This window comes from Natronococcus sp. CG52 (genome assembly GCF_023913515.1).
Classification (GTDB): domain Archaea; phylum Halobacteriota; class Halobacteria; order Halobacteriales; family Natrialbaceae; genus Natronococcus; species Natronococcus zhouii.
Genome location: NZ_CP099391.1, coordinates 2,687,578 through 2,709,239 on the forward strand (window position 1 = coordinate 2,687,578; position 21,662 = coordinate 2,709,239).

Annotated in this window: 24 protein-coding genes and 1 pseudogene; 13 read left to right on the forward strand and 12 right to left on the reverse strand. The window is 65.9% G+C overall.

Going from position 1 to position 21,662, the window contains the following annotated elements:
• Positions 1–98 precede the first annotated feature (98 nt).
• Complete coding sequence (locus NED97_RS13535) at positions 99–362, reverse strand: winged helix-turn-helix transcriptional regulator (protein WP_345781205.1); 264 nt, start codon at positions 360–362, stop codon at positions 99–101.
• Between the two features lie 215 nt (positions 363–577).
• On the reverse strand, positions 578–2,368 hold the full coding sequence (locus NED97_RS13540) for an SLC13 family permease (protein ID WP_252487549.1): 1,791 nt from the start codon (positions 2,366–2,368) through the stop codon (positions 578–580).
• Positions 2,369–2,536: 168 nt separating this feature from the next.
• Here NED97_RS13540 and NED97_RS13545 point away from each other — a divergent pair, with 168 nt between their 5' ends.
• From NED97_RS13545 to NED97_RS13555, 3 genes are all read left to right on the forward strand, one after another.
• The gene (locus NED97_RS13545) at positions 2,537–2,911 is read left to right on the forward strand and encodes a 4-oxalocrotonate tautomerase family protein (RefSeq protein WP_252487550.1); all 375 of its coding nucleotides are present in this window, start codon (positions 2,537–2,539) and stop codon (positions 2,909–2,911) included.
• 123 nt (positions 2,912–3,034) lie between these two features.
• Positions 3,035–4,231 (forward strand): MFS transporter, encoded by a 1,197-nt coding sequence (locus NED97_RS13550; protein ID WP_252487551.1) that lies wholly within the window; start codon positions 3,035–3,037, stop codon positions 4,229–4,231.
• Positions 4,232–4,280: 49 nt separating this feature from the next.
• Entirely contained in the window at positions 4,281–4,736 is a 456-nt protein-coding gene (locus NED97_RS13555) for a universal stress protein (RefSeq protein WP_252487552.1), read from the forward strand.
• Positions 4,737–4,768: 32 nt separating this feature from the next.
• Here NED97_RS13555 and NED97_RS23135 read toward each other — a convergent pair whose 3' ends face one another.
• Both NED97_RS23135 and NED97_RS13560 read right to left on the reverse strand, forming a co-directional pair.
• Positions 4,769–4,891: a hypothetical protein gene (locus NED97_RS23135; protein ID WP_256493274.1), complete on the reverse strand. Its 123-nt coding sequence runs from the start codon at positions 4,889–4,891 to the stop codon at positions 4,769–4,771.
• Between the two features lie 275 nt (positions 4,892–5,166).
• Positions 5,167–6,309 (reverse strand): ArsA family ATPase, encoded by a 1,143-nt coding sequence (locus NED97_RS13560; protein ID WP_252487553.1) that lies wholly within the window; start codon positions 6,307–6,309, stop codon positions 5,167–5,169.
• 251 nt (positions 6,310–6,560) lie between these two features.
• Here NED97_RS13560 and NED97_RS13565 point away from each other — a divergent pair, with 251 nt between their 5' ends.
• Positions 6,561–6,815: a hypothetical protein gene (locus NED97_RS13565; protein ID WP_252487554.1), complete on the forward strand. Its 255-nt coding sequence runs from the start codon at positions 6,561–6,563 to the stop codon at positions 6,813–6,815.
• 96 nt (positions 6,816–6,911) lie between these two features.
• On the opposite strand, the gene NED97_RS13570 is transcribed toward NED97_RS13565, so the two are convergent.
• On the reverse strand, positions 6,912–8,018 hold the full coding sequence (locus NED97_RS13570; RefSeq protein WP_252487555.1) for a pyridoxal phosphate-dependent aminotransferase: 1,107 nt from the start codon (positions 8,016–8,018) through the stop codon (positions 6,912–6,914).
• A 146-nt stretch (positions 8,019–8,164) separates the two neighbouring features.
• Between NED97_RS13570 and NED97_RS13575 the strand changes: the two genes are divergently transcribed.
• On the forward strand, positions 8,165–8,686 hold the full coding sequence (locus tag NED97_RS13575; RefSeq protein ID WP_252487556.1) for a CinA family protein: 522 nt from the start codon (positions 8,165–8,167) through the stop codon (positions 8,684–8,686).
• Positions 8,687–8,788: 102 nt separating this feature from the next.
• Positions 8,789–9,274 carry a metal-dependent hydrolase gene (locus tag NED97_RS13580; protein WP_252487557.1) on the forward strand — a complete coding sequence of 162 codons (486 nt, stop codon included), beginning with the start codon at positions 8,789–8,791 and terminating at the stop codon, positions 9,272–9,274.
• 114 nt (positions 9,275–9,388) lie between these two features.
• On the opposite strand, the gene NED97_RS13585 is transcribed toward NED97_RS13580, so the two are convergent.
• Positions 9,389–10,345 (reverse strand): DUF7139 domain-containing protein, encoded by a 957-nt coding sequence (locus tag NED97_RS13585; protein WP_252487558.1) that lies wholly within the window; start codon positions 10,343–10,345, stop codon positions 9,389–9,391.
• Positions 10,346–10,469: 124 nt separating this feature from the next.
• Between NED97_RS13585 and NED97_RS13590 the strand changes: the two genes are divergently transcribed.
• The 4 genes from NED97_RS13590 (at position 10,470) to NED97_RS13605 (ending at position 13,208) form a co-directional block, all read left to right on the forward strand.
• Positions 10,470–10,757 (forward strand): DUF5789 family protein, encoded by a 288-nt coding sequence (locus NED97_RS13590; protein WP_252487559.1) that lies wholly within the window; start codon positions 10,470–10,472, stop codon positions 10,755–10,757.
• A gap of 6 nt (positions 10,758–10,763) precedes the next feature.
• Positions 10,764–11,462 carry a CPBP family glutamic-type intramembrane protease gene (locus tag NED97_RS13595; RefSeq protein WP_252487560.1) on the forward strand — a complete coding sequence of 233 codons (699 nt, stop codon included), beginning with the start codon at positions 10,764–10,766 and terminating at the stop codon, positions 11,460–11,462.
• A 57-nt stretch (positions 11,463–11,519) separates the two neighbouring features.
• Positions 11,520–11,984: a DUF302 domain-containing protein gene (locus NED97_RS13600; protein WP_252487561.1), complete on the forward strand. Its 465-nt coding sequence runs from the start codon at positions 11,520–11,522 to the stop codon at positions 11,982–11,984.
• 141 nt (positions 11,985–12,125) lie between these two features.
• Positions 12,126–13,208: an AI-2E family transporter gene (locus NED97_RS13605; protein ID WP_252487562.1), complete on the forward strand. Its 1,083-nt coding sequence runs from the start codon at positions 12,126–12,128 to the stop codon at positions 13,206–13,208.
• Between the two features lie 27 nt (positions 13,209–13,235).
• Here the strand turns inward: NED97_RS13605 and arcD are convergent.
• The 3 genes and pseudogenes from arcD to nreA form a co-directional block, all read right to left on the reverse strand.
• Positions 13,236–14,673, reverse strand: a pseudogene (gene arcD, locus NED97_RS13610) (arginine/ornithine antiporter ArcD).
• 182 nt (positions 14,674–14,855) lie between these two features.
• Complete coding sequence (locus NED97_RS13615) at positions 14,856–15,071, reverse strand: hypothetical protein (protein WP_252487563.1); 216 nt, start codon at positions 15,069–15,071, stop codon at positions 14,856–14,858.
• Positions 15,072–15,149: 78 nt separating this feature from the next.
• Complete coding sequence (nreA, locus tag NED97_RS13620) at positions 15,150–16,460, reverse strand: DNA repair protein NreA (RefSeq protein ID WP_252487564.1); 1,311 nt, start codon at positions 16,458–16,460, stop codon at positions 15,150–15,152.
• Between the two features lie 119 nt (positions 16,461–16,579).
• On the opposite strand from nreA, the gene NED97_RS13625 reads away from it, so the two are divergent.
• The 3 genes from NED97_RS13625 to NED97_RS13635 all read left to right on the forward strand — a co-directional run bounded on the left by NED97_RS13625 (position 16,580) and on the right by NED97_RS13635 (position 18,963).
• Positions 16,580–18,427 (forward strand): cation:proton antiporter domain-containing protein, encoded by a 1,848-nt coding sequence (locus NED97_RS13625; protein WP_252487565.1) that lies wholly within the window; start codon positions 16,580–16,582, stop codon positions 18,425–18,427.
• Positions 18,428–18,504: 77 nt separating this feature from the next.
• Positions 18,505–18,684: an HVO_2753 family zinc finger protein gene (locus NED97_RS13630; RefSeq protein WP_148857367.1), complete on the forward strand. Its 180-nt coding sequence runs from the start codon at positions 18,505–18,507 to the stop codon at positions 18,682–18,684.
• Positions 18,685–18,696: 12 nt separating this feature from the next.
• Positions 18,697–18,963, forward strand: a complete 267-nt coding sequence (locus NED97_RS13635; RefSeq protein ID WP_252487566.1) for an elongation factor 1-beta — start codon at positions 18,697–18,699, stop codon at positions 18,961–18,963.
• Positions 18,964–19,046: 83 nt separating this feature from the next.
• Here NED97_RS13635 and NED97_RS13640 read toward each other — a convergent pair whose 3' ends face one another.
• The 3 genes from NED97_RS13640 to NED97_RS13650 form a co-directional block, all read right to left on the reverse strand.
• Positions 19,047–20,243 (reverse strand): ATP-binding protein, encoded by a 1,197-nt coding sequence (locus NED97_RS13640; protein ID WP_252487567.1) that lies wholly within the window; start codon positions 20,241–20,243, stop codon positions 19,047–19,049.
• Between the two features lie 150 nt (positions 20,244–20,393).
• Complete coding sequence (locus NED97_RS13645; RefSeq protein ID WP_252487568.1) at positions 20,394–21,068, reverse strand: RNA ligase partner protein; 675 nt, start codon at positions 21,066–21,068, stop codon at positions 20,394–20,396.
• A 52-nt stretch (positions 21,069–21,120) separates the two neighbouring features.
• On the reverse strand, positions 21,121–21,561 hold the full coding sequence (locus NED97_RS13650; protein WP_252487569.1) for a hypothetical protein: 441 nt from the start codon (positions 21,559–21,561) through the stop codon (positions 21,121–21,123).
• Between the last annotated feature and the right edge of the window lie 101 nt (positions 21,562–21,662).

A 21,662-nucleotide genomic window follows, 5' to 3' on the forward strand; every position in this document is an offset into this window, starting at 1 on the left:
GGAGATCGGATCGGCCGGGAAGAAGAAAAGGCGCGAGGAAGCAGCGGGATGATATCGAACGATTCTGGGATCTCGAGCGGTCGGTAGCCGCGGTAGTATCAGTCGTCGGTCGCTCGAGCGTTCCAGCGATTCTCGTCGACGGCGAACTTTCCGCCGGTACACTGACGAACGTATCCCGCCCGCTGTAGCTCGCGGCAGCGGCGTTCGACCGTCGCCGGATGGCTGGCAAGAGAGTCCGCTAACTCCGGAATCGTGATCGGTCCGGATTCCGAAAGTGTCTGAAGGACTACGCGTTCGCTCCGGTTGGATACCAGTCCATCTGTCGGCATTGAGCGTGTCTTGGTATTGTCGAACCCGGACATCAACGGTCGCGCCGGTTCCCACTTCCCGAGAATAGGTGCGTCGTGACGACTCCCGGTGGTTGTCGGAGTTTCCGTCGTCGATCGACAGCTCTCTGCCGACGCTGTCTCTCTCGGGAATCAGCCGCGGCCGAAGCGACGAGTGTACGGCTCGGCTGTCGCGTCGCGCGGTTACGGGAAGAAGATCGGCGCGACGGGGCGAGGCAGCCGCAACCGGGCTAGCCGTTGAACGCCTCGGCGAAGTCGGTCGGCAGCGTTCCGAGGTCGATTCCCCACGCCAGCGGCAGCCAGAGGAGCGCGACCAGCGTGATCAGAATGATTCCGAGGACGTTGAGCCCGACGCCGACGCGAGCCATCTGAGGCAGCGTGATGTAGCCGCTACCGAAGACGATGGCGTTCGGCGGCGTCGCGACCGGGAGCATGAACGCGAACGAGGCCGCGGTCGCGCCCGCGATCATCAGCCCGTAGGGGTGGACGCCGATACCCACCGCGACGCCGGCGAGGATCGGCATGAGCATCGCCGTCGTCGCCGTGTTCGAAGTGACCTCCGTCAGGAAGATCGTCATCGTGACGACCGTGAGTATGATGAGAACCATGGAGACGCCCTCGAGTCCGGCGAGCTGTTCGCCGATCCACGCCGCGAGGCCGGTATCGCCGAAGCCGGCGGCGATGGCGAGGCCGCCACCGAACAGGAGGATGACGCCCCACGGAATCTCGACGCCGCTGGTCCAGTCGAGGAGGAACGTGTGATCACCGTCTTCGGTCTTCGTCGGCAGCGTGAACAGTACCAGCGCGCCGCCGATGGCGACGATCGTGTCGACGTCCTCCGGAACGGGAACGAGTCCGGCCTGGTCGGCCAGACTGGCGCCTATCCACGCCGCCGCCATGCCCACGAAGACGACCAGCACCATCCGCTCTTGAGTTCCCATCGAGCCGAGTCGCTCGAGTTCGGTGTCGATCGTGTCGGCGCCGATCGGTAACTGATCGAACTCCGGCGAGATAGCGACCCGGGTGACGTAGAGGTAGACCGTTACGAGCCCGACGATCGAGATCGGAACCCCGTAGAGCATCCACTCGGCGAAGCCGATCGTCGTTCCGAACAGTTCGCCTGCCTGGCCCGCAAAGAGGATGTTCGGCGGCGTACCGATAAGCGTCGCGACGCCGCCGACGGACGCGCCGTAGGCGATACAGAGCATCAGGGCGACGCCGAAGGAGAAGTTGCCCTCGCTCGTGTCGATCTCGAGGTCGGTCTCGTCGACCAGATCCGCGGTCTGGTAGATGACCGCCAGCGCGATCGGAACCATCATCATCACGGTCGCGCTGTTAGAGACCCACATCGAGAGGAACGCCGTCGCGAGCATGAACCCGAGGATGAGCCGCGAGGGCTCGGTTCCGACGGCCTTGATCGTCCGGAGGGCGATGCGCCGGTGGAGCCCCCACCGCTGCATCGCCATCGCGAGGAAGAATCCGCCCATGAAGAGAAAGATCAGCGGATTGGCGTAGGAGGGAGTCGTCTCCCCGGCCGGGAGCGCACCGGTCAGCGGAAACAGCACGATCGGGAGCAGCGACGTCGCCGGAATCGGGATCGCCTCGGACATCCACCAGACCGCGATCCACGCGGTGGCGGCGGCGACGGCCTGTCCTTCCGGCGTCAGTCCCTCCGGCGTCGGCGAGAGGTACAGCACCGCGAACAGGAGCGGGCCGAGAACGAATCCGATCTTCTGCCGGAGTTTGTACTCACCGCCAACGTCGAACGGCGACTGGTCGTCGCCTCCGGATCCATCGCCCCCGGATTCCGCGGTTCCGCCTCCGTCGTTCACTTGTTGGCCGCCGTCGGCGAACGCCGTCCGAGCGACGCGTTTTTCTTCCTTTGAGAGCGTATCCAGGTCTTCGGCGATCGCTCGCCCGTCGAGGGTGAGATACGCCTTCGTCTGTTCGTTGAGAACCCACAGATACGTCCAGATGCGCTGGATGATCGACTGGTACTTTCTTCGCGAGCGGAACACCATTGTTGCGAGCGTTTCGAATGGAAGACTAAAAAACGCCGAGATTCGGTTGCGTGAGGATGTCAACATTGGTGAAACTCCTCACGGAAGTTCGGCCCAGAAACCCGCCAGCGCTCGAGAGGAATCCGCCAACGTCGGAACCCACATACTCGTGCCGAGTGAAGCCGGAGTATGCCGCTGTTACAGTTCGATACGACCCGTTCGTTGACCCCCGAGGAACGAACGGCTCTCGCCGATCGAGTGACGGAACTGTACACGAGCGAGATGGAGACGACTGCGGGTCACGTCGCGGTGACGATCCGCGAACACGAGGCGTCGGCGCTCCACCTCGGCCGTGCGGTCGAGGGACCGCTCCTGTTTCTCGACGCCGAAATCCGTCGCGGGCGCTCCTTCGAGCGGAAACGAGCGTTCGCGCTCGCCACCATGGAGTACGCGGGTAAGACGCTCGAGATTCCCGACGAGAACGTGAAAGTCGTGTTCACCGAACACCCGGGAGAGGCGATGATGGGCGTCGACCGCGTCGGCGGCGAGTGGTCCGAGGAGTGAGACTGAGACGCTTCGATCGGACTCGGAGGCCGTTCTGCACTCGAAAATCCCCGTTCTCGGCCGGCGCCGGCTTCCGGTTTCGGCACCGTAAAGCACGTCCCTTCGAAACGAACGCAGTGTTCGATGGATCGGTCGTACTGGCGAACGGTCTCGCTCGTGACGACGTGGCAGATCGCCGCGAGCATCTGCTACTACACGGTCTTCGCGGCGACGCCGTTCTTTCGCACGGAGTTCGGACTGTCCCGGTTTCAGGTTGGATTCGTCGTGACCGCGCTCACGCTGGGGTACGCGGTCTTTCTCCTGCCGGTTGGCGCGCTGACCGACCGGTTCGGCGAGTACCGCACGCTTTCGCTCGGCCTCGTCGGCCTCGCGACCGGCGCGGCGCTGGTCGCCGGCGCGCCGTCCGTCGCGCTCCTGCTCGCCGCCGCGTTCTTCCTCGGATCGACGTACGCCGCGGCGATTCCGGGGACGAACAAGGCGGTCTACGACAACATCGCCGCCGGTCGGCAGAACCTCGCGATGGGTATCAAGCAGGTCGGCGTCACCGCCGGCAGCGGCATCAGCGCCCTGCTCGTGACGGGACTCGCCGGCGCGCTCTTCTGGCAGGCCGGCTTCCTGATCGCCGCCGCCGTCGGCGTCGTCGTCGCGGCGGTCTTCGCGTTTCTCTACACCGGGAGCCACGACGGCGGAACGGCCGAGTATCCCGACTTCCGCGCGCTGTCGCACAATCGGCCGTACCGCCGCCTGGTCGCGGCGGGGTTCTTCCTCGGCGCGGCGCTGTTCACCACGACCGGCTACACCGTTCTGTTCGTCGCGGAGGAGGTGGGGGCATCGATCGCCTTCGGCGGAGTCGTACTTGCAATCGTGCAGCTATTCGGCAGCGTCGGTCGAATCACCACGGGATGGCTGAGCGACGCGCTACCGGGCGATCCGCAGTTCCGGATCGGCGCGATTCTGATCGTCCAGGCGCTCGCCGGAGCCGTGCTGTTCGCCGTCGTCGCCGCCGCGTCGACGGCGATCGGGGCCGTCGTCGCCTTCGCCGCGCTCGGCTTCTTCGTCCTCGGAAACACCGGCGTCTACTACTCCTGTATGGCGACGCTGGTCGGGGCCGACGAGATGGGCGGCGCGACCGCCGGCGGACAGCTCTCGCTCGTCGCCGGGTCGATCGTCGCGCCGCCCGCCTTCGGCTACCTCGCGGACGGCGTCGGCTACCGCGCCTCGTGGTGGCTGCTCGGCGGCGGCTGCGTCGTCGCGGCCGCGTTGCTCCTGTTCGTCGTGCGCACCGAGCCGCCGGTCGACGAGTCCGCGATGAGCGACTGATCGATGCCGGATCGTGAACCACTATGGCCGCTCGTCTCGAACGCCACCCGTGTACCGAATTCTGCTCGCGGTCGACGAGAACGAGACCCGCGGTCGCGCACAGGCCGAGGCCGTCCTCGAACTACCAGATACCGACGACGTCTTCGTCGACGTCGTCCACGTTCACGAGGGAATGTCGGGACCCGACGCCGAGTGGGCTGCGGGCGGCTTCTCCGAGGAGTACGCTGAGAAGATGGACGAGAACGTTCGAAGGCGCGCGTCATTACCGGCGTCGGTCGAGACCGTTACGGAGATCCTCGAGTCGAGCGCCGTCGAATACGCGGTCCACGAGTCGGTCGGCGAGCCCGCGGAGACGATCCTCGCCGCCGCGTCCGAACGCGACAGCGACGGAATCGTCATCGGTATTCAGAAGCGATCTCCCGTCGGAAAGGTGCTGTTCGGAAGCGTCGTGCAGGCGGTGATCCTCGACAGCGACCGACCGGTAACGGTCGTTCCGGAGCGCTGAGCCGCGGTCGGTCGGGTTCGATCGTCGCTCCGTTACCAGTGGGCGTCGTCGGATCCGGTTCGCGTTCCGTCATCACGCGAGTCACCGCCGCGGTCGTCGCTCCGCACGGAAACGGGTCGGTACTCGAGGTAGACGCGGGCGTACGCGAACTGCAACGACCGGGCTGACGACCGCGGTCAGGATCGCCGTCACCGCGAGAAACGCGAGATAGAACCCGTCCCGTGGCCGGTAAACGGCGCCGTGACGATTCCCGCCCCGGCGACGACGAGAAACGACACGACGTAGATACCGAACAGTTCGAGGAGGTTGCCCTTCGCGACGGACCAGCGCGTGTTGAGGTTCTCGAGGGCGTCCCGTTCGTACGGCGAATGATCGAACGATCTATATAAAAACGGTCGTCTCCTTACAAGACCGATCCAGGTTCGAACGACTACCGCAGACAGGCTGCGACGACCTCGAGCATCCCCTCTCCCTGTACCTCCTCGGCGAACAGCGGAACACGACGAACGTCGGTGCCCCGGAACAGCTCCTGGGCTTCCGCGAGCGCCGACTGCTGGACGTCCCAGCGGCGCTGGCAGAACTCGCAGTCGTCGAGGTTCGGCTGGAGGAACTCGCCCTCGACGTCGTCGGTGACGTCCGAGAGCGGCTCCATGACGCGGTTGACGACGACGGTGCCCACGGGAATCTCGAACTCCCGGAGCCGTTCGCGAAGCCGCTTGGACTCGAGGACGCTCATCTCCTCGGGAACGAGGACGATCCGGAAGTCCGTCCGCGCCGGATCGCGCAGCGCGGCCCGAAGCCGTTCGATGCGCTCGCGGAGCACCTCGAGGTCCTCGAGGTCCGCCTCCTGGTCGGGAATCTCCTGCCCGCCGAACATCCCCTTGATGCCGTCGATCATGCCGCCGATTCGCTGGCGGAACTGCACGATCCGGCCCATCATCGTATCCATGATCTCGGGGAGCTGAAGCAGCCGGAGGGTGTGTCCCGTCGGCGCCGTGTCGACGACGACGCGCTCGAATCGGTCGTCGTCCATGTACTCGAGCAGAAGTTGCATCGCGGCGGCCTCGTCGGAGCCCGGCATCGGGCCGCCGAGCAGCGAGTCCATCGGTGACTCCTCGCCGACCATCTCGTCGAGCCCGCCGAACATGTCGCCACCTTGGCCCGCGAAGGCGGCCTGCCCCTCTTCGACGGCAGCTTCGGGATCGATCTCCGCGGCGTACAGCGGGATGTCCTCGCGAATCCTGTCGGGTTCCGCCGGGATGTCGGTCTCGAACGTATCCGAGAGCGAGTGGGCGGGGTCCGTCGAGACGACGAGCGTCGAGACGCCCCCGCGAGCGCTGTCGAGTGCGGTCGCCGCCGCCATCGTCGTCTTCCCGACGCCACCTTTCCCGCCGTAGAGCACGTAGTCGGGGCCGTCGATATCCTCGCCGGAGGGGTCGACCGCGACGGTCTCTCGCTGTTCGTCCGGCACCGAGTCCGTCGGTGTGACCTCGATCGTGTGGGACTCCTCGTCCGTCGCAGTCGCGTCCCCTTCGGCCGTTTCGTCGACCGGCTCGACGTCGATTCCGCTCATACGCGCCGGTTTCCGCCGCGCACACGAGTAGTCGTCGGTCTCGATCAGTCAGTCCCCGTCGATACCTCGAGAGTCGATTCCGGATCCCCGCTTTTCCGCTCTTTCCCACGGTGTATTACCACCCTTGTAGACAAACTAGGTCTGCAGAATCTCCTTACCTGTATATCCATACTAGACATCGAATTTAATTACGAGAGTCGCATCGATCCGAACACGTCGAAGCAGGTGGTGGCGCTTCGAACCCCGTACTCATGACAGCACAACTTACGAAGCTACGAGCAGAGGAATCGTCGACGACGGACGCCACACAGTTCCCCTACGGAGCCGAAGACACCGGACTACCGCTCCCGACGGCACACTCTCGCGGCGTTCTTCGACCGCGGAGCGCGAGCGACGCGGTCGGTGTCGCCGGATCGACGGACTGTCCGGCTTGCGATGCGGAGACGGTCAACGGCGCCGGGCTGTTCGCCTGCACGAACTGTTCCTGGAACGGGTCCCTTCGGTAACGGTTGACCCCGCGGCCCTCCTCATTTCGTCGCGTTCGTCTTTCTCGCCCCGACGCGTTCGTCCGTCACTTTTCGTCGTACTCGTCCTCGCCGTCGTTACGAATCGTCGAAGTACGCCGCGAGCCGATCGGCGGCCGCCGATACCCGCGGCGTGACGAGCGCGAACCGGAGCCAGTCGCTCCGCGAGTCGCCGAACGCCTCCCCCGGCATGCCGGCGACGCCGGCCTCGTCGATCAGCCGCTCGGCGTTCTCGAGCGTCCCCGGATACCCCTCGAAGCGCGCCATCACGTAGAACGAGCCCTGCGGCGTGGTGTACTCGGCGCCCGCGGTCTCGAGCGCGTCGGTGAAGGTCTCGACCCGCTCGGCGAGGAGTTCGCGGTTGCGCTCGTAGTAGTCGGGACCGGTCTCGCGCAGCGCCCGGAGGACCGCGTACTGGGAGGGTCGACTGCCGGCGACGTTGACCAGCATGTGGCGACTCTTGGCGTTCTCGACGAGGTGCGGCGGGAAGACCGCGTAGCCCACGCGGAAGCCGGTGATCGCCATCGACTTCGAAAAGGCGTTGGTGATGACCCGGTGATCGGAGTCGAACCCGAGCGCGCTGGCGAACTCCCCGGAGAGATCGTAGTGGTCGTACACTTCGTCACTAACGAGGATCGCGTCGTACTCCTCGGCGATAGCGACGAGTTCCCGAACCGTCTCCTCGGGGTAAACCGCTCCGGTCGGGTTGTTCGGCGAGTTGACCACGATCGCGGCAGTCTCTCCGCTCGCGGCCGCGCGAACGTCGGCCGGCTCGAGCTGTCCCTCGTCGTCGGTCGCGACGAACGACTGCGTTCCGCCGAGCATCGTCGTCTTCCCCGGATAGTAGGGGTAGACCGGATCGGTCAGCAGGATCTCGTCGCCGCGATCTCGCTCGAGCGCCCGCGCCATCGCGAGGTAGTTCGCCTCGCCGGCGCCGTTGGTGATGACGACCTGCTCGACGTCGACGCCCCGCCGGGCGGCGATCTCCTCGCGGAGTTCTCGTAAGCCCACGCTCGGCGGATACTGGAACTGGTCGGGCTCGAGGTCGGCGTACTCGTGCAGCCCCTCTCGGAGCGCCTCGGGCGGCTCCCAGTCGGGGTTGCCGCTCACCATATCGACGACGTCGCGGTCCGCCTGGGCCGCGTACTGCATCACGTGGAAGAACAGCGGCGTCTCGTACTCCATATCGGGTACTGGGAACGCCCCGACCGTCGTTCTTTCCGTTCGGCCTCGGATCGCCTCTCGAGGCGCTCGAGTCAGTTCGCGGCTCGGCTGCCGCCCGAACCGACGAAACCCGGTCTTTGAAACGCGCTCGTCCCCTCGAATCAGGTATGAACGACGAGATCGAACGCGAACTCCCGATGCAGGTGGCCGACGCCCTCCGCGACGAAGAGGAGACGCTCGCCGTCGCCGAGTCCTGCACCGGCGGGCTGATCGGCGCCGCCGTCACCGCCGTTCCGGGGGCGAGTGACCACTTCGATTCGGGGCTGACGACCTACTCGTACGACGCCAAGCGCCGCCACCTCGGGGTCAGCCGCGAGGCGCTCGACGAACACGGCGCCGTCTCCGAACCGGTCGCCCGCGAGATGGCTCAGGGGGTCCGCGACGTCGCGGATACGACCTGGGGCGTCGCCGCGACCGGCGTCGCCGGCCCGACCGGCGGAAACGAGGACAAGCCCGTCGGAACGGTCTACATCGGCGTCTCCTACGCCGGGCCGTGGGGCTCGCAGTCCTCGTTCACGACCGCCTCTCGCTACGAGTTCGACGGCGACCGAGCGGCCGTCCGGGCGAAGACCGTCGACCAAGCACTCGAGGACCTGCTCGCCGCTGCCGGTGAGACGTCGCGGGGGTGAACGCTCCGCCGCAATCGACCGCTTCTCGCGCCTATTGGTTCGAGAACCTGACCGTCTCGGAGAGAAAGGTATTCGAGGATCCCCCGTCGAGTCACGCCTATCATGAATAAACGAGGCCACGTCCTCAACGCGATCCTGCTGAGTATCGGGCTCGGCTACCTGCTCGAACCGGTGGGTGATCTGGGGACGTTCGAGACGATCATCGAAATCGGCGTTCCGGTCACGCTCGGTGCCCTATTCCCGGACGTCGACACGGCGTTCGGCAGACACCGGAAGACGCTGCACAACCTCCCGATCCTGGTCGGATTTCTCGGCTTTCCGGTGCTCTTCGGAAACCTCGAGTACGTCTGGATCGGCATCCTGACGCACTACGCGCTCGACGTCGCGGGGAGCAAGCGGGGCATCGCGCTGTTTTACCCGATCTGGAAGAAGGAGTTCGGTCTCCCGAGCGGCGTCGCCGTAAGCAGCAAGCGAGCGGATCTGGTGACCGTTCTCGTGACCGCCGTCGAGCTAGCGCTCGCCGCCGCGATTATCTACGAACTGCCCCGACGAGGCGTCGAGATCGGCCGACAGGCGATCGGCATCTAACGGACACGCGCCACGCTTCCTCACAGGCCTGGTATCAGTTTCGGTGGCCGTGGCTCGAGCGTCGCGTCGAACGCGAGCAGTCCGCTCCAGCAGAATCGAGCGCAGACGACGAAACTACCGACGGTTCGGCGTCCACTCCTCGCAGGCGTCCATGTTCTCCATCGTCTCGTCGTGACGGCCGCAGTAGGGGACCATCCCGGACGACGAGCGGACGTACTCGAAGTGACTGCAGTTGCCGCAGTAGCGGTCGGCCGGCTCCGGCCGTTCCGTCGAGGAGTCGACGATCTCCGCATCGCGGCCGTCTCCGACGTCCGTCTCGAGCGGCGAGGAGATGTCGGCCGCCGTCGAGCCGCCGTCGCTCGTCGCTGCGCTCGTTCGGTTGGCGCCCGACGATCGCCGACTCCGCGACTGACTGCGGTGGTCAGGCGACCGAGAGCGGGCACCGTCCGCGTTCGAGTTCGTCTGGGTCTCCACGTTCCCGTCCGGTTTTTCGCCGAGGAATCCGACCCCGCCGAGTCCGCCGGCGGTCGACGACTCGTCGACCTCAACGATAGTCTGGTTGTGGCGCGTGACGTTCATCTCGAGCATCCCGCCGGGGTCGTTTCGCGTCTTGAAGTTGACGACCGCGACGAACAGACACCAGACGGCGATGAAGAGTCCGAGGAGATAGATCGTCGAGACCTCGAGCGTCAGGTCGGCGCCGTGCCCCCGCCAGTGGTGAGGGTAAGCTTCCCAGAAGAGCACGACGCCGAGCAGACAGAGACTGGCGCTGATCGCACCGGCCGCGCGTACCCGTCGACTCGCCGGCAACACGAGAAAGACGCCGACGAGTGCGGCCGGAACGCCGACGCCGGCGAGCGCGCCTGCGACGCGCACGGTCGCGTAATGATCGGGCATGTCCCACGCGGTTGCCCCGGCGACGTAGCCGGCGAAGAGGTCGGTCGTCGGCACGAGGACGGCGAGCACCGAGAGCATCGCCCCGAGCAGAACGAGCGACGTCCCCGCGTACAGCCGCCGGAGGCTGGTCACTTCCCGTGTGTTCCCCTGATAGGCCTCCGTCAGACTCGTCATGCGGAGGGGTTCGGGCGCACACCACAAAACGGTGTGTCAGACACGTTTCAGATCTCAGAGAGGAACCGGGCCGCGTATCCGGTGAAACGAAAGGTTGAATCGCCGGGACCGAAAATCTTCGGTCATGAGCGACGAGGACGAGGATTCGGAACCTGCGGTCTCGCTCGGTGAACGAACGCCCGTCGAGGGGGCGCCGCTCGCCCGCGTGAGTTCGCGACTCACCTGGCCGAAAGAGAAGAGCGAGATCGATCGCCTCGAGGGAGAGAGCGTTATCCGCACCCCGGACGGCCCGCGAGAGCTTTCCGCCGTCCTCGAGGAGGTCGAGGAAACGTACTTCCAGCGCCACCAGGAGTTCGAGACCGAGGTCCGCGAGGTCATCAGCACCGGACCGGTCCCGACCGCGGACGAGTAACCAACCGTGTCGGCGGAGGGGGAACGGAGCGACGCGGGCTGGCTCTCCGACCAGTTCGATCGACTCAGCTGGTTTCAGAAGTCGCTACTGACCGGCGGCGTCCTGACGCTGCTGTGGATGCAACTCGTCCCGGGCGACCTCGGGCGTCGGGCCGTCATCGACGCGATCCTGTTGATCGGCGGCCCGCTGGCGCTCGGCCTCTCCCACGGGAACCGCATCGGCTGGAATATCAATCGGATCGCCGTCCGGAACGCGGCGTTGCTCTCGCTGTTCGTCCTCCCCTTCTACGTGGTCGGATCGACGCTCCCGACCATTCGCGCGTTCTACCCGATGTGGGAGACCTCGGCCGCTCCCGGCGAGTTCATCCCCCACGCCCTCAAGCTCTTTACGCTGGCGCTGGCCGCCGAAACCTACTATCGCGGCCTGCTCTGCGTGGGGGTCAAGGAGATCGGATTCAAGGCGGTGTTGATCAGCCCCGTCGTCTACATGATCCACCACGCCTCGAAGCCGCCGCTCGAGTTCCTGCTGTCGGGGCCGACCGACGTTCTCTTCGGCGCCGTCGACTACAAGTCCGACTCTATCCTCCCGTCGGTGATCGCCCACGGCGCCGGACTCGTCCTGCTGGACTGGCTCGTGTTGCACGACCCGCTGTTCGATCCCGTCCCGTACCTGCGGTACCTCGAGTGGCTCCCGGTCCCGGTTTGAGCGGGAACGGCAGGCGCGGCGGTGGGGCTTTAGTGGCTCCCGTTCGATGGACTAGGTATGAGTCTCCCGATCGACCCAGCCGAGATCGACCCGAACGACGTCGGCGAGAAACAGGCCGTCCTCGAGATGGAACACGAGGAAGCGATCGAACACGTCCGCGAGGTCTGCGAGGACGTCGGCTTCGGCATTCCCGTCGAGTTCTCACCCTCGGAGCTGTTGAACGAGAAGGTCAACGCCGATCGGGACCCGTACTACGTGCTCGGCGCCTGCAATCCCGCGATCGCGAACGAGGCGCTCGACGAGACGATGCGGATCGGCGGACTCTTCCCCTGTAATGTGATCGTCTGGGAGGAGGAATCGGGTCAACAGCGGGTCTACCACCTTTCGATCATGAAGATCGCCCGCCTGCTCGATCTCGCCCCTGATAGCGAGACGTGGGCCGAGATCGTCGACACGACCGGCGATCTCACCGAGGAAGCGTTCGAGAAGTTCGACTCGGTCGACACCGAGACGACCGACTGACGGCCGCCTCGAGACCGCTCCGGCCGTACCGTTCTCACGCCGTTTCCCGCGTCGTTCCGCGTCCCGATGCGGATGCGACGTTCGATACAGTTAGAAGTTCTGAATGTCAACACTTATGTACATTCCATGACATCTCGAGACATGGATGCCCGAACCGCGTTCTTCGCCCTCCTGCTCGTCGTTCTGGCGGCGATTTCGACCCTCATCCTCGCCCCGCTGTTGCAGTACGTGCTCGCCGCCGGACTCCTCGCGTTCGTGCTCTTCCCGGCACAGAAGCGACTCGAGTCGCGGATCGGGGCGCGGCCGTCGGCGCTCGTCCTCACCGGAGTTGCGATTCTCGCCGCGGTCGTGCCGGTCCTCTACCTCTCGGTCGTGGTCCTCCAGACGGTGTTTTCGTTCCTGAACGGGTTCGACGAGATAGTCGTCATCGAGTCCGCGAGGGAACTCGCCCTCGAGTTGGGCGCCGATCCCGAAGTGGTGGCGACTACCGAGGCACAGCTCGTCTCCGAACTCGAGGGGCTCTTCGGAAACGCCGTCGACGTCGCGCTCGCGGAACTGGTCGGGCTGCTGAACGCCAGTATCCGGATGAGCCTGGGGCTGCTGGTGCTCGTGTTTTTGCTCTACTACCTGCTGGCCGACGGGCGGATGTTCGTCACCTGGCTGGCCGACGTCGCGCCCCTCGAAGACGGGATTCGCGACGAGCTGTTCGACGAGGTCGAGGTCGTGACCTGGGCGGTCATCAAGAGCCACGTGCTCGTCGCCGTCGTCGAGGGGGTGCTCGGCGGCCTCGGATTCTACCTTCTCGGCGTCCCGAACGTCGCGTTCTGGACGGTCGTGATGATCGTCGTCTCGTTCCTGCCGGCGATCGGCGTCTGGTTCGTCTGGGGCCCGGCGGTCGGCTATCTCGCGACGACGGCCGATCCGCTCTCCGCGGTCGCGTTGCTCCTGTACGGACTCGCCGTGCTCTCGGTCGTCGACAACTACCTGCGGGCGATCTTCGTCGACCGAAACTCCGGGCTCCACCCCGCGGTCGTCCTGGTCGGCGTCATCGGCGGCATCTACCTGCTCGGCATCATGGGGCTGTTCCTCGGCCCCGTGCTGCTGGCGGTGTTCAAAGCCGGGCTCAACGTCCTCAACGAGACCGCGCTGGCCGCCGGCGACGTTCGCCTCGAGCCCGCAGAGCGGCCCGCACCGAAGTCGGACGCGGGAACGGCGGACGACTGAGCGTCCTCGTAGCGACTCGAGAGCGCGTCAGTCCGCGGGCTGTGCCGTTTCGGCGCGGTCCGTCGACGGCACGCCGCGGCCGGTCGCGGCCATCGCGAACAGGACGAGCGGCGAGAGGAACCCGAACAGGTAGTAGGGCGCGTACTCGAGCGTCGGCACGCCGGTCGCGCCGGCCATGAAGACGCCGCCGGCGTGCCACGGGATCAGCGCGCCGGTCGGCGTCCCGGCGGCCTCGACGGCCCGGGAGAGTTCGTCGCTGTCCAGATCGAACTCCTCGTAGAGGTTCCGGAGGGTCATCCCCGGGAGCACGATGCTCATGTACTGCTGGGCGGTGAGCACGTTGATCGCCATGGCGGAGACGCCGGTGCCGGCGATCAGGCTTCCCGAACTCGTCACGCCCTGCGAGAGCCGGTGAGCGAGCACCGCCAGCACGCCGGTCTTCTCGAGTAGCCCGCCGAGTGCGAGCGCCGCGACGACGACCGTGATCGTCCAGGCCGAACCGGTGAGTCCGCCGGTCTCGAGGAGACCGTCGACGAGTTCCGAACCGGTCTCGGGCGCGGTTCCGGCCATGAAGACCTCCCAGGCGGGGACGAAGCCGGTTCCCTGAACCAGGATCGACGTGACGACGCCGGCGATCGTGCCGACGACGAGGGTCGGAAGCGCCGGGACGCCGCGGAGCGCGAGCCCGAAGGTCACGACGAGCGGGAGGAAAACCGCCGGCGAAATCGCGTAGCTTCCCTCGAGTGCGGTCTGGATCTCGGCGAGTTGATCCGCGGGAACGGCGCCGCTGGCCTGGAGCCCCGAGCGCGGCGAAGCCGACCACCGCGATCCCGAACGCGACGGCGGTCCCCGTCCGCATGCGGTTTATGTGGTCGTACAGCGGCGTGTTCGTCACCCCAGCGGCGAGGTTCGTCGTGTCGGAGAGCGGCGACTGCTTGTCGCCGGCGTACGCCCCCGAGATGACCGCCCCGACGGTCATCGGCGCGGGAATCCCTAGCCCGGAGCCGATCCCGACGAACGCGACGCCGAGCGTCCCGACCGTGGTCCACGACGACCCGATCGCGAACGCGACGACGCCTGCGAGGACGGCCGCCGCGGGCAGGAACACCGTCGGCGTCAGCACCTCGAGGCCGTAGTACATCATCGCCGGGATCGTTCCGGCGTCGACCCAGGTCGCGATGAGCGCGTAGATGGTGAAGAGGATCAGGATCGCCTGTAGTCCCATCAGGAGGCCGTTGGCGATCCCGTCGTAGAGATCGTCCCACGAGTAGCCGAGGTAGTACCCGAAGGCGCCGACGAACACGATACTCCAGAGCAGTGGCGCGTGGGGATCGAGTCCGAGCAGCGCGGAGCCGATTCCGAGGAAAGCGACGACGGCGAGCACCGGAACGAGCGCGAGTCGGGCTGACGGCCGTCGCTCCGGATCCAGCTCGTCGATCGTCGTCGGTGTAAAGTCGCGAGGCATTAGCCGAGTTATGCCCTGAGGGAATAAAAGTTGACCGAAAGATTACTGCAAAGCATGCCATTCGGTATCGGAACTCACATTCAGCAGGGACGACACGAGCGCGACGCGGGAGAGATAGCGACGTAACCGCCGCAGCGTCGCTACGGGGTCGCCGAGTCGACGGAACCGAGCGATTCGTTCGGCTACCGGTTCTCGTCGCCTCGATTCTCCCGCGCGTCGGTTCCGTTCTCGGACTCCTGGGACTCCTCCGAGAGCACGGCCAGGCGCTGCTCCGCGTCGTGCTGGATGTACCCGCTAACGACCGCGAGTACGAGAACGACGAAGACGGGGACCACGACCAGGAGAACGAGCGCTGCCAGAATCGAGAGCAGGTCGGGGCTGAGAAGCGCGAACCACATACCGACAGCGACGGGAGCGAACGGGATAGTTCTCCGGATCTCCCGGCGGAACGATCGTAGCAGGCCCGCGTTTCCCGCTTACTCCGCGTCGGGAGACGCCGAGAACGCGCTGAGATTCGACTGCACGCCGGCCGCGAGTTCCGACTTGCGCCGCAGACGGCGGTAGGAGATCGGAAGCTGCGTCGTGATCGCCGACACCGCGCCGTGGAACGTCTCGGCTTCGCCGAACTCTCCGTCGAACGCGTTGCGCACGCTCTCGCGGACCTGCCAGACGCCGACCGGCGCCCAGTAGTCGTCGCTGACCTCCCGGAGGACGAGACACTTCGCCTGACGGTCGATCGACTCGAGGTACTCCAGGGCCCCGAGTCGGGCGGCGTAGTACGCGCCGGCGGTTTCCTCGACGTAGCTAGAGCGCCCCTCGTATCCCTCCGAGGCGCTCTGAAGCCAGATATCGTCGTCAGGATTGGGGTTCCAGATGCTGCCGGGCGCCTTCATCTCGACGAGTTCGAACTCCCAGCTGCCGGGCGCGAGCACGACCCAGTACCGGTTGCCCATGTACTCGTTCTCCCAGACCTGCACCTCGTCGATGCTCGGTGCGTTCCGGATGCGTCCGCGCAGGAACTGGCCGACCGTGTCGTCGACCGCCGTGATCGACCAGCGCGTCGGGACGAGCCGTCGCTGGTCGCTCTCGCCGAGCGCGCCCGCAGAGAGGATCGAGTTGATCTCGTAGACGTCGAACCCGCGTCGGTAGAGGTAGGTCATCGCGCCCTGGGCCTGCCAGTCGTCGTCCTCGAGGGTCTTCTTCACCGGTTTGGGAACGTAGGGGTTCTCCCGGAGTTCGGCGTTCCGGGCGTTCGCTCGCGGACCCCGCGGCGTGGCGACGTCCGTTCCCGGGTCCAGTCCGAGGTTCGGTTTGTCGCTGAGACCGATCTCGAGGTCGACGGGTCGATCCGCGATGGCGACCTCGCGCTGGACGCCGACGAAGCCGTCCCAGCTGTCGTGGACGTTCGGCGCCAGCCGGCTCGCGATGCTCGGCGAGTCGACGTTCGCGCGCTTGTTCGAATTCAACAGCCCGGTCCGGCGCTGGAGCACGTCGTCGATCGCGTACCCCTGCCGGTACCACTCGCCGTCGGTGACGTAGGATTCGGCGTCGTCCTCGTCGCCGACCGGCGAGAGCACCCCGATCGGAATGTCGGGGTAGTTCGATCGCCCGACGAATATCGAGGGCGCCGTCGAGCCCACGAGCGTATCACCCGACAGCGCCTGCTCGAAATTTCGTTCGAACTCCTCGAGGTGGTCCGTGATCGCGTAGGATTTCTCCTTTGCGAGGCGCCGCCGCTCGGCCTCCTCGTCGGGTTCGAGGCTCTCGATGTAGTCGTCGAGGCGCATCCGATGAGGGTTAGAACCGCGCAGATTTGAATGTTGAGTTCCGGACGTCCGCGGCGGCTCGTCGAGACGCTCTCGTCCGAGACGTTATGTACGGAGACGTGGAGGAGAGCCGTATATCCGTGGAGATTCTCCCAGTTGTGGTCGGAATCCTGGCGCTCGGCGTCGGCGCACAGGTGATCGCAAAGCATCTTCAGGTACCGAGCGTGCTCTTTCTTATCGTCATCGGCGTCGTCGTCGGTCCCGAGGGGCTCGGGTTCGTCACCATCGACACCTTCGGCGAGGGGCTCTCCACGGTCGTCGGCGTCAGCGTCGCCATCATCATCTTCGACGGCGCCTTTCACCTCCGCCGGGAGAAACTCGAACAGACGCCACAGACGGTCCTCAAGATGGCGACGATCGGCGCGGCGCTGGCGTTCGTCGGGACGGCAGTCGCGGTTCGGTTCTTTCTCGGCACCACGTGGGACGTCGCCTTCCTGATCGGCGCGCTGTTGATCGCGACCGGGCCGACGGTAATCACGCCACTGCTCGAGGTGCTCACGATCCGAACGCACGTCGAGGCCGCTCTCGAAGCGGAGGGGATCATCAACGACGTGACCGCCGCCGTTCTCGCGATCGTCATCTTCGAGGTCCTCGTCGTCGGAGACGCGCCGGAACTGATCCCGCCAGCGTTTCTCCAGCGGCTGGCCTCGGGCATCGGTATCGGCATCGTCGTCGCCGCCGTCGTCTGGACCCTGCTCGTCCACGCCAGGCCGCCGGCTGGCAACGCGCCGCAGATGGCGCGGCTGGTGACGCTCGTCGGCGCGCTCGTCGCGTTCGGTCTCGCCGAGTCGGTGTTCTCCGAGACCGGCGTTGCCGCGGCCGCGACCGCCGGGTTCGTCCTCGGGAACGTCGACCTTCCCCACCGCGGAGAAATCCTCGAGTTCAACCGGGATCTCACGCTGATCGTGCTCTCGTTCGTCTTCATCTCGCTCGCGGCGCTGATCGACTTCGACTCGCTGATCGGGCTCGGAACCGGCGGCATCGCCGTCGTCGTCGCAGTTACGCTCTTCGTGCGACCGATTCTCGTCGCTCTCTCGGCGACGGACCGTCAGTTCAGCCGCGACGAACGCCTGTTCCTCTCCTTCGTCGGTCCTCGCGGCATCATCCCGGCGTCGGTGGCGACGCTGTTCGCCATCGAACTCGAGGCTGCCGGGCAGTTCGAAGCCGCACAGACGCTCGCGGGAACCGTCTTTCTCGTGATCTTCATCACCGTCGTGCTGCAGGCGGGTTTCGCCCGCCAGATCGCGGACTACTTCGAGGTCATTCCAATGCGCACCATCATCATCGGGGGCGGTCGGATCGGCCGGGCGCTCGCCACACGGCTGGAGAAACGCGGCGAAAACGTCGTCCTGGTCGACGAGGAGCCTGCGATCGTCGACGACCTTCGCCAGGACGGGTTCGTCGCCCACGAGGGCGACGGGACCGACGACGAAACGCTGCGGGCTGCGGGCATCGAGGACGCCAGGATCACGGTCGCGACGACGGCGGACGACGACACGAATCTGCTGGTCTGTCAGCTCGCACGGACGAAGTACGAGGTCGAGACGGTCCTCGCTCGCGTCAACACGCCCGACAACGTCGACGCCTTCGAGACGCTGGGCGTCCGTGCGATCGACGTTTCGAGCGCGACCGCGTGGTCGATCGACAATCAGATCGAGCGGCCCGCACTCGCCAAGTGGATGACCGAACTCGGAGAGGGCCACGACGCCCAGGAGATCACGATTACCGCTGCAGATCTCGACGGCTCGACCATCGCCGATCTCGACGCCGAGATCCCCGACGGCTGTATCGTCGCCGTCATCGCTCGCGACGGAGAGACCTCCGTTCCCGGCGCCGACACCGTGCTCGAGGAGGGGGACAAGGTGACGTTTCTCGGTCGCGAAGAAGCGGTCAGGGCGGCCGTCCGTCGGTTTCACCCTCACGACTGAGCGAACGGGGACGCCGGCGCCACGCCTCCGAGTATCGAAAGACAACGGTTAAAAGCGCCGGGCAAAAAGGGAGGAGTATGAGTACGACGGACGAGCAGGACAGACGCTCCTGCGTTTCCTGTGGGATCAACATCGCTGGCACGAACGCCGCCGCGTTCAAGTGTCCCGACTGCGGAACGCGCGTCTTCCGCTGTGCCAAGTGCCGCAAGCAGAGCAACCTCTACGAGTGCCCCGACTGCGGATTTACCGGACCCTGAGGGACGATCGATATGGGAAAAGTAGCTGCCAAAATCAAGGTCATGCCGGACAGCCCCGAGATCGACCTGGACGCGCTCCAGGAGCGCCTCGAGAGCAGTCTCCCCGAAGGCGCGAAGATTAACGGCGTCGAACGCGAGGACGTCGCGTTCGGACTCATCGCCCTCTACCCCACCGTGATCGTCCCCGACGGATCGGGCGGCACGGAAGCCGTCGAGGAGAACTTCTCGGACGTCGACGGCGTCGAGAGCGTCGGCGTCGAGAACGTCGGCCGTATCTAACGCGGCTGTTTTTCGTTCGGCCGCTCGAAACGAGTCGAGCGACGGCCGTCGACTGCAGGTCGTCGCGGTTAGCGGTCCGGAACTCACGCTCCGCGATCGGCGATCGCCGGAAGCGTGAACGAGAACGTCGTGCCCTCGTCGGGCTCGGAGTCGACCCGGATCTCGCCGCCGTGACGCTCGACGATGCGACGACAGAGCGCTAACCCGATCCCGGTTCCCGGCTCCTCCTCGTGACTGTGGAGCCGCTGAAACACCTCGAAAATCCGATCGGCGTCCGCCGGGTCGATGCCGACGCCCTCGTCGCGGATCGAAATCCGCCACTCGTCGCTCCGTCTCTCGGCCGCAACGTGAACGCGAGGAGGTTCGTCGCCGCTGTACTTGATCGCGTTACTGAGCAGGTTCTGGAACAGCTGGCGCAGTTGGCTGGCGTCGCCCTCGACGCGGGGAAGGGTCTCGACGGTGATCGCGGCGTCCGCCTCCGCGATCTGCATCTGAAGGTCCGACTGCACGTTCTCGAGCACGACGTCCAGCTCGACCGGTTCGAACGGATCGCCCCGCGTGTCGACGCGCGAGTACTCGAGCAAGCCGTCGATCATCTCGCGCATCCGCTCGGCGCCGTCGACGGCGAACGCGAGAAACTCCTCCCCGTCCTCGTCGAGCGCGTCGCCGTACCGGTCCCCGATGAGCGTGAGGTAACTCCTGATCATCCGCAGGGGCTCCTGGAGGTCGTGGGAAGCCGCGTACGCGAACTGCTCCAGTCGTTCGTTCGACGCCGCGAGCTCGTCGTTGGCCGTCTCGAGTCGCCTCACGACGTTCTCGAGTTCCGCCTCCGTCCGCCGCAGTTTCTGGTTCCGCAGTTCGACCTCGAGCGCGCGCGTTTTGGCTAGTCCGCCGTACAGCCCGATGCCGAACCCCGCAACGCTGCCGAACGCGGTGAACACGAGGGAGGCCCGGTACGGTTCAGTGATACTCTCACCCGGCTCGAACTGGTAGAGCGCGAGGCTACCGAGCATCAACCCGAGGCCGGCGAAGCACCAGCCGACAACCGTCGAGTAGAACTCGGGACGAACGCCGGACCGGGGTAGCCGATAGCCGCCGTACAGAAGTACGGCGCCGGGAGCGCCGATGAAGAAGAAAATGAGGAGGATGGTCGAGACGAGCCTGCCATCGGAGAGCTGCGTGAACGCCCAGCCGACGGCGAGCGCGATGTACAGTCCGCCGAGAGCCGGAACGATTCGCCACCCGCCGAGCTCGGACACGAGGCGTTCCCACGGGGCCATTGACGTTACTCGGTGAACGGCACATTTGAGGGTTATGGCGGAGAAGCGTCCCGCATTCGTCGTTTCCCTCGAGGCGGAGCGCCGCTTTCGGCCGCGCGTCGCCCCGCGTCTCTCGTCCGTCCGCGGATCCCGCGGGGGCGAACCGTTCGGTCAGTCGATCGTTCGCTTCGACTCGGGATCGACGGCGGTGAGGTACTGCTCGAGCAGATCAGGAAACTCCCGGCCGCGGATGTACCGCAGGCCGAAGTCCTCGGTCCAGTCGACGATCCCGCGGTCCTCGGTGACGACCCCGGCGTCGAGTTCGCGGGCGAGAATCAGGAGGTCGAAGTCCTCCCGGGAGTCGAGGACGCCGGTTCGCATCGCGCCGCGGTACTTGTCGCGGAGTTCCGAAATCACCGCGTCGATTTCGGTCTTGTAGTCGTGGTCGTCGAGGGGTTCGTCGCCGCGCTGTTCGGCCCGGCGGACCGCCTTCTCGGAGACGCGGAGGCCGCGGTCGACCCGGTCGCTCATCTCGTCGACGAAGCTGTAGACGACGTTCGCGGGGATCGACACCGCGTACCGATCGGGGTGTTTTCGGATGACCCAGGTGTTGAGTTTCGAGAACACCTCGTCGTCGACGCCGCGGTGCTCGAGCATCGTGGTGAGTTCGTCGTGGATCGTCGGCGGGACGTAACACGAGATACCGAGGTTGAGACGCGCGTTCGCGATCAACTCGAGCAGCCTGAGCACGGCCTCCTCGAGCGACTCGTCGTCGTGGCGGATCTCCTCGGTGATGAACACCGACGTGTCGAGGACGAATCGCTGTTTGAACGCCTCGATGGACATGGACGAACGTAGGACGCCGAGCAGGAAATAGGTGGGTTGCAGGGACGAAGCGTTAGCGCTCGTCCGCGTTCGGCCCTCGAGCACCGAGGTCGGCGTCGGAGATCATCTGTGCGCCCGTCGCCGAGAGGTCGACCGTGACGTCCTCGTGGACGGCCTTGCTGATCTCGTCGACGTTGCCCGCGAGCACCGTCAGAACGTCCTGCGGTTCGACGTAGATGAGCATGTTCCCGTCCGGCCCCTCCGTCACGAGTTGCAGGTCGTTGAGGACGATCTGGTCGTTCTGGATCGTCGCCGAGACGACGGGTAGCGCCTCCGGCTTGCCCGGATCGTTCTCCGTGACTCGCCGGATGACGACCTCGTCGAGGTCGATGATTTCCTTGTGCTCCCGGATTCGCTCGGCGCAGTTGACCATGTCGTTGATGACCTGCGTCCGCTGCTCGTTGCCGTGGTCGCCCTCGAGACAGTGCTGGCAGACGCGGAGTTCGATTCGCATACGCTCGAGTATTCGCTGGACGCCGATGAGAATTCCGCTTCAACACCCGCGATTACGGTTCGGCTTCGCGTTCCGATCGTCGAGTCCTCGGGGAGGAAAAT